This is a genomic window from Sphingobacterium allocomposti (assembly GCF_008124885.1).
Classification (GTDB): Bacteria; Bacteroidota; Bacteroidia; order Sphingobacteriales; family Sphingobacteriaceae; genus Sphingobacterium; species Sphingobacterium allocomposti.
Window position 1 is genome coordinate 1 of sequence record NZ_VNHX01000039.1, and the last position, 13,454, is coordinate 13,454.

At 48.5% G+C, this 13,454-nt stretch carries 8 protein-coding genes; 1 reads left to right on the forward strand and 7 read right to left on the reverse strand.

The window, feature by feature from the left end; translation table 11 throughout:
- Window positions 1–132: 132 nt before the first annotated feature.
- The 3 genes from BC792_RS17915 to BC792_RS17925 all read right to left on the reverse strand — a co-directional run bounded on the left by BC792_RS17915 (window position 133) and on the right by BC792_RS17925 (window position 3,866).
- A complete protein-coding gene (locus BC792_RS17915) occupies window positions 133–951 on the reverse strand; it encodes a 3-keto-disaccharide hydrolase (protein WP_148910391.1) in 819 nt (272 codons plus the stop codon).
- 56 nt (window positions 952–1,007) lie between these two features.
- Window positions 1,008–3,503: a TonB-dependent receptor gene (locus BC792_RS17920; protein WP_148910392.1), complete on the reverse strand. Its 2,496-nt coding sequence runs from the start codon at window positions 3,501–3,503 to the stop codon at window positions 1,008–1,010.
- An 81-nt stretch (window positions 3,504–3,584) separates the two neighbouring features.
- Window positions 3,585–3,866 (reverse strand): ATP-dependent Clp protease adaptor ClpS, encoded by a 282-nt coding sequence (locus BC792_RS17925; RefSeq protein ID WP_148910393.1) that lies wholly within the window; start codon window positions 3,864–3,866, stop codon window positions 3,585–3,587.
- 64 nt (window positions 3,867–3,930) lie between these two features.
- Between BC792_RS17925 and BC792_RS17930 the strand changes: the two genes are divergently transcribed.
- Window positions 3,931–4,977: a 3-oxoacyl-ACP synthase III family protein gene (locus BC792_RS17930; RefSeq protein WP_148910394.1), complete on the forward strand. Its 1,047-nt coding sequence runs from the start codon at window positions 3,931–3,933 to the stop codon at window positions 4,975–4,977.
- Window positions 4,978–5,883: 906 nt separating this feature from the next.
- Here the strand turns inward: BC792_RS17930 and BC792_RS17935 are convergent.
- The 4 genes from BC792_RS17935 to BC792_RS17950 form a co-directional block, all read right to left on the reverse strand.
- Window positions 5,884–6,540: a sterol desaturase family protein gene (locus tag BC792_RS17935; RefSeq protein ID WP_246155179.1), complete on the reverse strand. Its 657-nt coding sequence runs from the start codon at window positions 6,538–6,540 to the stop codon at window positions 5,884–5,886.
- Between the two features lie 150 nt (window positions 6,541–6,690).
- On the reverse strand, window positions 6,691–8,592 hold the full coding sequence (locus BC792_RS17940; protein ID WP_148910395.1) for a RecQ family ATP-dependent DNA helicase: 1,902 nt from the start codon (window positions 8,590–8,592) through the stop codon (window positions 6,691–6,693).
- A 2-nt stretch (window positions 8,593–8,594) separates the two neighbouring features.
- The gene (locus BC792_RS17945; protein WP_148910396.1) at window positions 8,595–10,679 is read right to left on the reverse strand and encodes a ComEC/Rec2 family competence protein; all 2,085 of its coding nucleotides are present in this window, start codon (window positions 10,677–10,679) and stop codon (window positions 8,595–8,597) included.
- The gene (locus BC792_RS17950; RefSeq protein WP_170250086.1) at window positions 10,673–12,685 is read right to left on the reverse strand and encodes a helix-hairpin-helix domain-containing protein; all 2,013 of its coding nucleotides are present in this window, start codon (window positions 12,683–12,685) and stop codon (window positions 10,673–10,675) included. Before BC792_RS17950 ends, BC792_RS17945 begins: the two co-directional genes overlap by 7 nt.
- Between the last annotated feature and the right edge of the window lie 769 nt (window positions 12,686–13,454).

A 13,454-nucleotide genomic window follows, 5' to 3' on the forward strand; every position in this document is an offset into this window, starting at 1 on the left:
AACCCTTTAAACAAAAATGACCGAGTAAGGGAACACCTATACTCAGTCATTTCTTTAAATCTCATTAAAAAATTGAGGCTTTTTCAGTGCCCTCCATTTGAGAGACGGTTTTTCTTTTTGTTTCATGTGCTTTTACAAAACTTTTACGGTGATGTTTTTCAACCACACGTCGTCGCCATGGTCCTGAAACCCGATAACGCCGGATTTGGATTTCCCGCCGACATTATTCAATAGCTCGAATGCCAATGGCCATTTTGCCTGACTAAACTTGCTGGCCTGCAGCAGCTGGGTCCATGCAGGCGTCCATAGTTCGTATTCCACTACTTTTTCGCCGTTCTGATAGTGAGTCACTTTGCCCTTATTAACGACAATCTTCGCTTTATTCCATTCGCCCGCAGGACGGCCGTTTTGCGGCTTCGCCGGAATCATGTCATAGAGGGATCCCGACTTGCGGTTTCCGTCCACACCCATCTTCGCGTCCGGATGGTTGTCGTTGTCCAGCAACTGGTACTCCGGACTCGATATATAAATCGGCTGATCCTTAACTTCCTTTGCTAAGAAGAAAACACCTGAGTTTCCAGCATGAGATATCTTCCATTCAAATTCCAGCTCAAAATTCTTGAAGTCGTGAGCGAAGATAAGGTCGCCCCCATCAGGGTTTGTCACCCCCTGCGGGTTCTTCGAGAATTTCAACGTTCCGTTCTCAATAGACCATTTGGCCGGTACTTTTTCTTTGTTATACCCTCTCCATCCGTTCAGAGACGTTCCGTCGAAGATAACATACGCACCGTCGGCATTCTGTTTAAATCCTTTCAGATCAACCTTCGGTAAATTACTGATCTCGTAAGGAGGCACATTACCTGCTTCAGCAGATGGCGTCTTCTGCGAATGACAAGACGTTGAGGATAACAACATCGCCATCCCAATCACATACATAAAGTTTCTTTTCATATTTATATAAAACATAAGTTTAGTTGACGACTAAAGGTAAAAAAATATCGCAACTTTTAAAAGCCTCCGCCCATATCTTCTTCGACACCTCCTCCTTCTTGCTGGTTATTCTTCTTGTTAAGATCCTGAACACCGAAACGATAAGAGAACGTTAACATGAAGGTGCGCGGCATCCACCTGTTCTCCATGCGTATGAATTGTGTAGGCAGGTCATTCTCCATACGGAACTTCCGCGTATTAAACACGTCGCGCACATTGAACATGATGCTTCCTTTTCCTTTTAAGACATCCTGACGTACGGCCACATCGACGCCCGACATAGATTTCATGCGCCCCTGTACCCATTTCTGCGGAGCGCGATAATCGGCACGCAGCTGCATGGAAGTGCCTTTGGCGAAGCGCAAGTTGGTGTTAATGTTTCCGTTCCAGCTAAAGTTCTCCACCTCGTTGGCCTCGAAGGCAGCGTAGGGGCGCGTCCGGTTGTAAAACAGATTGACGTTGGCCGTTGCATCCCACCATTTGAAAAGATTGACCTTGGAAATCGCCTCAAAACCACCTGCATCCTGCTGAGCAACGTTTTCCCAACGGCTGTAAGTAACATTACTATTGTCGCCGACAATCTCAGCAATCTCTTCCGGATTCCGGAGGAAAGGAGATGTCATATCGTTGACATGACGATAATATGCTGACGTCACAAAATTCCATTTATCGTAAAATTTCGCAAAACTTAGTTCAAAGGCATGAATATCTTCCGGCAGCAGGTTCGGATTTCCCTGTCTGTAGTTGGTCTCATCCGAGACATTTATAAACGGATTCACCTGCCAGCCCCGTGGACGCTGCACGCGGCGCGTATACGACAGCTGCACCTTGTCGCCCGACTTCCCGACTTCATATGATAGGAACACACTTGGGTAGAGCCGGAAAAAATCCTGTGTACCGCGCGTCTCCCGCTCGTCGGCAGAGGCATCAGGATCGAGATTGTAATAAATAGAATTAAGATAGGTCTGTTCGCCCCGAAGGCCAGCCTGTACACCCAGTTTTTCTGTGAGCATGCGTTGGTAGTTTACATATAGCGCATGTATACTATTCTTTAGGTTGAAATCATTACTTACAGAATAGTCCGGCAGAAACTGCCGCGTTAGTGTGTCGAGCAGCTCCGACCACTGCGAATCTTCGCTATTGCGGATGATCGTCCGGTACCCCGCCTCAAACTTATGGTTTTCCGAAAAAGGCAATGTATAATCTACCTGAAAGTTCCAGTTTGTTCCCGCCTCGCTTGTAACGTTGTTACGCTGAAAATCGGCACGGCCGCTAGCATAGGTCTGGAAGAAGTCGTTGGTACCTTCTTCCGAATCGTTACCGTATGTCACATTGGCCGTAAGCTCTTCGCCTTCCCTTCCGAGCTCCTGCTTGAAATCGAACGTTAAATCGATGCCGAGGTCGTCTTCGTATTGCTGCGAACGGCGGAAGGCATTTCCACCGAAGCGGGGAATATTAAAATACTCGTAAGAAATGTCGGAGCGCCTGTCGTTATTCCGTACGCTGAAGTTCGTCCCCAAACTGAACGTGGTCTTTGGCGTTGCGTAGAAGTCGGCCCCCAGTCTTACGGTATGGTTTATTCCTTTCCTATTGTTGTCGGCCCTGCTGATGGTGCGCTCGCTGGTATCCTGGATGACGCCATTGATCAGTTCCGTATTGTCGTTCAGGTTGTCCCCGGGCTGCACGCGTCTGGCGAAGTTGTAGCCACCGAAATAGTTGAACCTTCCGGATCTGTAGTTGAGGTTCACGCCCGCATTATAGTTGTCGTAAGAACCGCCGGATACGGTGACATTTCCGTTCAGACCGATACGGGCATCCTTTTTTAAGACGATGTTGATAATGCCCGATTGTCCCTCGGCATCATATTTGGCCGACGGGTTAGTAATTACTTCCACCTTCGCGATGGCATTTGCGGGCAGCGATTGCAGCAAGCTGTTGATATCGGATCCCGCCATTGCCGACTCCTTGCCGTCAATTAGGATACGGACGCTCGACGAACCTCTCAATGATACACTACCGTCCGAGTCGACCTGTATAGTCGGCACGTTCTGTAGCACATCTGTAGCCGACCCACCGATACTTACCAAACTTTGCGACACATCAAATGTTTTTTTGTCTATCCCCAGCTGCATCTCCGGTACGCGGCCTTCAACCACCACCTCCTGTATAACCTTACCATCATCTGTCAAGAGAATCTTGCCGAGGTTGATGGAAGCGCCACTGTTAATCTGTATATTTTCGCGGATGACATCCTGCTTGCCCACGTAGGTAACGCGCAATGCGTACGAACCGGCATTGACGGCATTAAACACCAGACGTCCGTTGATGTCGCTCTGCGCTCCTAAAACGTACCCTTTGTCTACCTGACGGAGGAGGGACGCGCTGGCACCAATAATCGGTTCGTTGGTTTCCGCATCGACGACCACCGCCTCGATTTTTCCTTGCTGAGCTAAAAGAAATAAGGGAGTAAATAAAGAGAATAAAAGCAGCTTAAAGTTTTTAGTTGATACCATGTGAAAATTTATCATTCCCACAAAAAAACAAAATAAAAGCTGCTATCGTTCTATCGTAACCGTATTATTACGATACGCTAATCATTCGACAGAGACGGTCAGCCCTTCCGACTTAAGGATCTTCCGGTAGACTTCCATCTCGGTGAATGAGCCTTCCAAGACCGCACATTTTCCTTCGTTGTGCACTTTCCAGGCGATCTGCTCGGCCTGAGATTCCGAATATTGCAGATGTTTCACCAGACAGTCGATTACGTGGTCAAATGTATTGATTTCATCATTCCATAGTATCAAACGGTTAGATCCCTTGACAACCGCCAAGAGCTCGTCGAGGGTGAAAGTTTCTTGTTCAGTCTGTACACTCATACCACAAAAGTAGTTATTTTTTAAAAATTCCGTAATTTTACAAGCTAATCAAAAGATATAACTTATGTTCCAGTCGAAGATTGCAGGGATAGGCTACTATGTGCCAAAAAACATATATACGAATAAGGATCTTACGCATTTCATGGACACCAGCGACGAGTGGATTCAGGAGCGCACGGGGATCAAGGAGCGCCGCTATGCCAACCGCATTGGCGAAACCACGACGACTATGGGCGTGGAAGCGGCAAAAATAGCCATCGAACGGGCGCAGACGACGGCAGACGAAATAGACTTCATCATCTTTGCAACCCTTTCTCCGGACTATTATTTTCCGGGCTGCGGCGTGCTTCTTCAACGGGAGATGGGCATGAAGGAGGTGGGTGCACTTGACATCCGGAACCAGTGCTCAGGGTTTGTGTATGCACTGTCGATAGCCGATCAGTTTATAAAAACAGGGATGTACAAAAATATTCTTGTCGTTGGCTCAGAGAAACACTCCTTCGCGTTGGATTATTCGACGCGGGGCCGCGCGGTGTCTGTTATCTTTGGCGATGGCGCCGGAGCAGTCGTCTTACAGCCTACGACAGACAAGAACAAAGGCATTCTGAGTACGCACCTGCATTCGGACGGCGCTGACGCGGAAAAACTGGCCATGTATTATCCCGGAGCGTCGGGAGGGATCTGGCTCGACGAACAACCCGAGTGGCCCGACCAGGAGCTTGGCGGCATGCTCATGACACCCAAGATGCTGGAAGATGGTACAGCCTTCCCCTTTATGGACGGACAAGCTGTCTTTAAGAAAGCAGTAGTCAAATTTCCGGAAGTCATTATGGAGGCGCTAAAGCAAAATAATCTCGCCCCCTCGGATATCGACATACTGATTCCCCACCAAGCTAATCTCCGCATCTCCCAGTATGTGCAAAAGACGCTTGGGTTGAATGACGATCAGGTATTCAATAATATCCAGAAATACGGAAATACGACAGCGGCTTCCGTGCCGATCGCTTTATGCGAAGCGTGGGAACAAGGCAAAGTGCAGGAGGGCGACCTGGTGTGTCTGGCGGCTTTCGGCGCCGGCTTTACCTGGGGTTCCGCATTGATTAGATGGTAATACGCTAGAAAAGGTGTAAAGTCGTTGATTTGAAAGCGAATGGCAGATGACAGATAGCTGATGGCAAATGGCAAATGGCGGATGGCTATAAGCCGTAAAGTCGTTGAGTTGTTGAGTCGTAAAGTGAAGCTAATGGCAGATAGCTGATGGCAAATGGCAAATGGCGGATGGCTATAAGCCGTAAAGTCGTTGAGTTGTTGAGTCGTAAAGTGAAGCTAATGGCAGATAGCTGATGGCAAATGGCAAATGGCGGATGGCTATAAGCCGTAAAGTCGTTGAGTTGTTGAGTCGTAAAGTGAAGCTAATGGCAGATAGCTGATGGCAAATGGCAAATGGCTATAAGCCAACGGCCACAAGCTAATGTCGTAAAGTCGTTGAGTTGTTGAGTTATTGAGTCGTAAAGTGAAGCTAATGGCAGATAGCTGATGGCAGATGGCAAATGGCTATAAGCCAACGGCTACAAGCTAATGTCGTAAAGTCGTTGAGTTGTTGAGTCGTAAAGTGAAGCTAATGGCAGATAGCTGATGGCAGATGGCAAATGGCTATAAGCCAACGGCTACAAGCTAATGTCGTAAAGTCGTTGAGTTGTTGAGTCGTAAAGTGAAGCTAATGGCAGATAGCTGATGGCAGATGGCTGATGGCAAATGGCTAATGGCTATAAGCCGTAAAGTCGTTGATTTGAAAGCTAATGGCAGATAGCTAATGGCAGATAGCTAATGGCGGATGGCTCATGGCGGATGGCTATAAGCCAACGGCCACAAGCTAATGTCGTAAAGTCGTTGAGTTGTTGAATCGTATAGTGAAGCGAATGGCTGATGGCTGATGGCAGCTAATCTATAGGCTAACAGCCATAAACCTCCACTCTCAAATCTCACTTCTCAAATCTCACTTCTAATATCTAATTTCTCACTTTTTAATCGCTCCTCGATCCTTCTTGGTTTCCTTTTTACGAAAGCCGGAGTCAAAGATTATATCCCATAACGCCGAGCTCACACCAAACCCACGTTCAGGATCCGAATAATGGTGCAACATGTGGTGGTCCTTAATTTTCTTAAACAACCCCGATTTAAAGTTTGCGTGGTGCATCGCGTAGTGGCACTCATCGTAGATAAGATACCCGAGGATGAAGCCCGAAAAAAAGGCCGCCAACGTAAACTCGGTAAAAAAGAGGCTAAAGATAAAGTAGATGACCGCCGCCATCGGGATACTTGCGGATAAAGGCATAACCAGGCGCAACCGGTCTTTCGGATAATCATGGTGTACGCCATGGAAAATAAAGTGAATGCGCTGTCCCCAGGCCGACTTCGGGTAGTAGTGAAAAACCCAACGGTGAAGTACGTATTCCGCCAACGTCCAAAACGCCAGTCCGAACAAAAAATAGAGGGCTATCCTTCCCGCCGGCATCTCTCCGATGACATATGCTTTATAAATGAAATAACAGATGACCGGCACCCAGAAAATCAACGGCACAGTATAGTGTATCTTCGTTAACGACTCCAAAAAATCGTTTTTAAACATCCGAGGAGACTCTGTGGAATTTGAAACATATAACTTTTTTGCCATGATGAGAACGATTTTCTACCTTGCCGGTAAAATTAGCAAGTATTGGAGTGTTATCAAAACTTTACTTTTTGAACTTTTTCACACTTTTGTCAAATATTTACGACGCGGCAACCTTGATCTCCCGTGGAGCGTGCTGTTCGCCCTAAACACTCAGAAATCCGTATTCCATCTGTAATATCCGTCTTTCAAAACAATGCGCTCCTTGTCCAGTAGGGAGCGGATAACGGAGAGGCGGGTACTGTCGTCTCCTATCGTCAGGTCGTCGACAAGCTGTTTAATGTCCTTTTCACCTCCCATAAGAGCGTTTTTGACTTCCTCGGTAAGCTTTTGCGTTATGTCGGCGCGATGTTTCCGGACAAGGCATAGGTCACAGGCACCACAGGCCTGATCGTCCTGCTCTCCAAAATAAGACTGCAAGGTGATGCTCCGGCAACGTTTCGTATCGAGGTATGCGTACATCGCTTTGACCTGCCCTTCTTTAACCTTTTTCCGTTCGGCGATAAAGCCCGTGTCGACATAGAGGTTCTTGTAGTCGACCCGCGGCTGTAGAAATTCAAGCTGCGGCGCGTCCGTTTTCGGCAGATAGGACGCAAGCTGCAGTTTCTGTAATCCCGACAACATCTCGACAACGGCCGTATAAGACGTCTTCAACTTCTTGGCAAACTCAAATTCGTGGACGGGGACATAAAAATCAAATACCCCTCCGTAGCTACGGAGGATTAATTTTATCAGCGGATCGTATTTTGCAGACTGCACCTGAAATTTGTAAACCTCCTGATAGTCTACTTCAAATTTAAATCGGGACGGTATAAAAACAGCTTCAGACACCGCTATCCAGCCATCCCGTTCTAAAAATTTGAGTGCACTTACCGTAGGGTATACATCGATTTGATAACGCTTGCAGAAATCAACCAGATCGAAATCGAACGTAACGCCTTTTCCAGCTCCATAAGCTATCTGAAAATAGTTACCGAGGTGATGGTAAACTTTCTGAATAAAAGAAAACGGCGGAAAACTGGCTTCATAATTCGTCCACAGTCTTTCGCGGTCTGCCTGATCGTACATCAACACGGGAAAAGCTTTCTTACCGTCTCTCCCTGCCCTTCCAGCTTCCTGATAGTACGCTTCCAGTGAGTCGGGCAGCCCCAGATGTAGGACGAAGCGTACATCGGGCTTATCTATGCCCATTCCAAATGCGTTTGTCGCCACCATAACGCGTACCTTGTTGCCCATCCAGGCGTCCTGCCGCGCGTTCCGCGTTGCCGCGTCAAGGCCAGCGTGGTAGCTCTCCGCAGATATGCCGTGATTCACCAGGAACCGGGCTATCTCCTGCGTCTCGCGGCGGCTGCGCACGTAAACGACGCCCACGCCGCCCAGCTTCTGAATCATCCGCAGCATACGGCCCATCTTATCGTCTTCGGCCAGCGCCATATAAGACAGATTCGATCGACGGAAACTTTTCCGGAACACCTGCCCGCCGACAAACCCCAGCTTGTCCTGTATGTCCTGAACGACATCGGGGGTGGCCGTCGCGGTCAATGCTAAAAAAGGTACAGATGGATGCAGCTCACGTAACCCGACCAGCTGCAGGTAAGATGGACGGAAGTCGTATCCCCATTGCGAAATACAGTGCGCCTCGTCAACAGCGAAAAGGCTGACTTTCATATGACGGATACGCTCGCGCACCAGATCGCTGTAGAGCCGCTCAGGTGCAAGGTACAGAAATTTGATACGGCCATAGATACAGTTGTCCAGCGCTATATCGATTTCTCTTCGTGACATGCCTGAAAAAATCGCTATAGCATCAATGCCTTTCTTCCGCAGTGTTTCCACCTGGTCCTTCATCAATGCGACCAGCGGGCTGATGACAATACAAATGCCGGCCATCTGCATTGCTGGCACCTGGAAACATATCGACTTACCTCCTCCCGTAGGCATGAGCGCCAGCGTGTCCCGTCCCGCCAAAATGGAATTTATAATTTCCTCCTGCAGCGGACGGAAGGCGGTATAGCCCCAGTATTGCTCTAATATGGTCAAACTTTTGTTTTCCATGTTTAATCTGGCTTCGTCCAAACATAAGCAAAATTATCCTTCAAAACATAATACAACAAGCCTAATGCATCTGCAGCCTTTATTACCTCATTAAGCACGTGGGCTTTGGTTGATCCGTCAAACAGGAATATCTGCCCTTTCCTCCCTGATAAAAGTACGATGTCTTCCGGTTTCAGGTTCCGCCACAGAACAACGCTGCATTCTTCGACTGCAGGCAGGTCTGCTCCACGTTCTATTATTCCGAGCTTCCCCCATCCGGCATGTAATAGACCGGCCTCCTTCCGATCAACCGGATAAAAGCTTATCCTTTTAGGCGCGGCATAGCGATAAACATCCGGCAAAACCTTGTTCTTAAGCTGTTCGTGATTTAAGGAATCAAAAGACGACACCAACGTAACACGGCCCCGGTCTATTCCCACCGCAGCAACCTCCTGTCCCAGATTATAGACCTTAAATCCCTGAAAGCGGAATAACTGAATGGCCTCGTTTGCCCACGTGCACAGAAAAAAAAGAAATGCGGATGCCGCGACCCATAAGCCGCCTGCTTTCCGGCAGTATTTCGTCAGTAGCACCGAGAAAATAACGATGTATAACGCGAGGCAGGCTGTTTTCGGCATGCTTATCCCTACCACCTGAGCGAAAGGAAGGTCAGTAAGTACCTGTAAGCCGTCCAGCATAAAGCGGCTGAGCACCTTAATCGCTTCCCCGATATACGCGTTGATCCACGGAAAAGGAGAACATAAAAACAGGATTCCCAGATACATCAGCAAGGTAACAGGAAGAGTGACAAACAGGTTTGCCGGTAAAAAATAGGTAGGAAACTGGCCGAAATACAACACGGCAAGCGGCCCGGTAAAAAGCTGCGCGCTCAACGACACTAAGGTCAGCTGCACTGCCGCCCTTACCCACCGGTTGCGGCACGGAATGAGCTTATTTAATAACGGGTATACGGTAAAAAGACCGAAAACGGCCAGGTAGGATAGCTGAAAGCCTATATTGAAAAGCATAAACGGATCGAATACAAGCAGGAACAACGCGGAGGCAAAAAGTGAGTTGACACTTTGATTGGCACGGTTTGTCCACTTCGCACACAACAAAAAGGTCAGCATGGTAGCGGCCCGCAGGACGGACGGCGACACGCCGGTCACCAAGGTATAAGACCAAATAGACAAAAGAATAATGCACGCCCGAAAGCGTCTTCCGTACGGAATACGATCGCAGAAACGGAGTATGAAATTCAACAGAAAGAAGACTATACCGACATGGAAACCGGAAACGGACAGCACGTGTATCGTCCCTGTGTCGACAAAAAGCGAGAGCTCTTCGGGCGCGAAGGCCACCCGGTCGCCGAGAAGTAGAGCCGTCATTATCCCCAGAGCATCCTCGTCGGACAGGTGTAAGGCCATCTTTGCCGCAAGCTTTTTGCGGAACTGTATTGCGCTGTGCATTAATGACCAGCGCTTTTCCGCATGGATCTGCTGTATTTCCGGAGGGCGCAGAAACATCTGCCAGTGTATGTTCTTCTTCGCAAGATAGCTCCGGTAGTCAAACTGCTGTGGATTATATGGGGGGTTAATCTCTGCTAGCTTATTTGTGCAGAGGAGCTCGTCTCCGTAATAGTACCTCTTGTCGTCCCCGCGCTGCGGGTCACGGGCAATCGTGACCATTATCCGTCCACTGGCCGCAGTTTCCTTCCCTTGGCGGACGATGCCGTGTACATCAAAGGGAAACCGTACTGAGCGTTCCCTGTATATCGGCTCGTCGACAATGATGCCCCGCAGATGCCCGCCGGCAAAACGGGAGACGTCGTTGTCCCTGTACTGCGGCAGCTCACCGCCGATCCGGAGCAAGCCGGCCAATACGGCTACAGCATAAAAACAATAAGGAAAAATCTTCCGGCTCCATTCTTTCCTTTTCCATTCCAGGACCGCCAGCACGAGAGCAGCGCCCACGGTACAGTGAAGCACAAGCCCCAAAAGCCCGACCATCGGCCTATAGTAACCCAGCAGGATCCCCGTTGCATAGAAGACGAAAGCACGGATAAACGGTGCTCTGCGTAACGCTGCTACCAAATCACCCTTCACCATTGGAGACGCATCTGTAGTTTTACGTCCGATCGTTTATTCCCTTCACTTCTATCGAGTCCGCTGCCCACCTGTTCCACCCCCGTGTAATGTGTCATACTATAGCGCAGCCATAAGGCAATTTCCTTCGACAGCCTGAAATGAATATTCATATAAGAACGCCAGCCCTTTCCGTTGTACATTGGAAACGAGCTTGCCGGAGGAATGTCATTTTCATAGGCATAGAGCCGTGCATCATAGGACTGCGTGCTAAACAACGCGATGCGCGAGTTAACGGAAAGGCGGCCTTGACGCAGCCTATAGAATACATCCTGAAAGAACAGGCCACCGTAGTCCTCTTGGCTTTCTTTTAGGTAAGACACCACTTCTGCCCGCGAGCGGATCTCCCAGGATGGCGAAAGTTTATATTGGAAATGCACCCTTACCTGGTTACGGAGGACGCCGACCACTGCAGGCTGGACGGCATCTCCACCTCTATTTTCCTGCTTGACACGGTAGCGGTAGCGAACGCTTAGCTTCCCTCTTTTATACCAGTGAAACGTCAGTTGTGAGAGTATATCTGCCCCCGAGCTCGGTATATCAACCCGGTAACGTAACCACGGAAACGTAAACAGATCGGCGTAGGTCACCCATTCTAATTTCCGGTCCAGCCGGTACGACATCCCTCCATAAAAACCCTTTTCGTTCGATACCTCGCTGGACTCGCCCAGGGCCTGGGCAAAAAAAGCGTAGTAGTCGCGTTTGTAGTTCCGGTAGTTAAAGAAGGCAGATATCTTTGGGTGCAGACTGGCAATAATTCCGTTGATAGTAGCCCATCCCCTATTCCACTCGTGCGCAGACTCGCCGAACAGGTAAACGTTTCGATAGGTATATTGATAGTTCAGTGCTATATTAACCAGCCTATCTCCTTGAAATGCATATCGGTACCGCGGGTGGTCGCTCCGCGTCAGCACGCCGTCAAATTGTGTGTAGACACCTGTTAAGCCAAGCTTCAGGCGCCGGTATTGATAGGTCACATCGAGTCCGGTCATAAACTGATTCACGCTTCTCCTATTTCTTATCTCTGTGGGCGTGCGATGTAGTCCGGAAGTCGAAATTGACGATATAATCGGTGGCAGCTGTCCCCTGTCTACATTGCCCGTTAGCCGGCGCCAGGAAACAAAAGGTGTAAACGCGATATTCCCGACAGCAAGCCGGGCTGCCCCGCCCCTTAGGTAATGGTGTTCGTTCATTGCCGTATGGCTTCGAAATCCAACACCCTGGCGGGCGCTGGTGGTCATCATCGCGCCTTTCCCAAAGCTCAGCCCATTCCATAGCACAAGCCCCTGCCCTGTCTGCATGATAAAGTCGCCTATCACAAATTCACGCAACACACCCAAGGGCTTCGCGTATAAACTTATACCATAATGATCGAAGCCCCACTTCTGTCCGTGGCGAAAAAAGGCCTCCCCCGCGTCTTTCTCTGCATTAAACGACAGACGGAGACGATCGTTGTAATTAAACCGATAGCGCAGCATATATCTGTTCGGATCGCCGAGATAATGCGCACGCCTTTTGTCTTTGACATGATAGCCATGTTGCTTTTCCAGCACTCTCCCAAAGCGTAAGGTCAGCTCGTGCCTGCCTTCTTTCAAAAGCTGCCTCCAGCGATCTACCGGAATCCCGGCCGTGCTTGAAACCGTAACGAAGGGAGCCAGCATTTCCGCTGTCTGCAAATCCATCCCCTCGACGGTCTGTAACTCCAGCACGGACAGATAATTACCGGATATGTTCCGGTGTTTAATAATATTGGAGATCTGCAATGGAGTTAGAAACACGAAATCAACAAAATCGCGTTCGCTGGCTTTATTCAGATCCAACGGCCGGGTGAGGTAATACTGTAGCCGGTCGTGGAAGTCCGATGGATCGAGGTCCCCGATATTGCCTTCCACCAATTGTTCAAGAAGGGCCTCCTCGGTCTCCTCCTGCTGTTCAACCTGCGCAGGTAATGCTAGACTGCTAAGGGACATGGAAAGGAAACAGAGAAGAGAGCGGAACGTCCGTAGCACAGCAGACCGGCACAGCCAACGGCATCCCGATAAGTGGCTTAAAATGTGTACGTATAAGCTGCCGCGTGCTTGCCCTCGCAAATATATCAACGGCGGGCCGGAGCGAAAAAGACAACGCAGTAACAGCAAAGCTTCTTCTGTGGAAAAAAGCGCTGACGTAATCATAATTCATTATAATTGATAGACAAATATAATAAATAACCACTTAAAAGAAAATACTTTAATTTAAAATAAAATAGACGCTAGCTTGGGATTCAATTATTATCCGACTGACACACCCTGATTAGAAAGATAATCCTGAAGGTTTACACATTTATAGAAATGTATGCCCGCTATAAACATCGGACGTCTACGCGATCATTTTTTTCGGACTGAGGCTATTTTCTATTGGCACTTGGCTTCGACGGGCTCAGCCTGACATTGCTATCGCGAGCGTGTCGAAGGATAGGCAGTGGGTAGAGACCGCTTCACTAACTCTGCGGACTGTGCGGACTCATAGTACATCTTCTGTTTTAATTGCCCAGTTGGCTGCTACTTATTTAAAAAAAAGAGGTTGTCTAAAAAGCCTTTTTTTAAAAAGGAATCCCCGATACGTGAAAGTGTCGGGGATTTTTATTGTTTGTCCTAAAAAATGGTTATTTTTAGGTGTACCCAAACAATATGGCAAACATACTATTCAAAGCATTACCATCCAATAGTCCGAGTCTTTTTCCGGAAGATATTTTTGCAA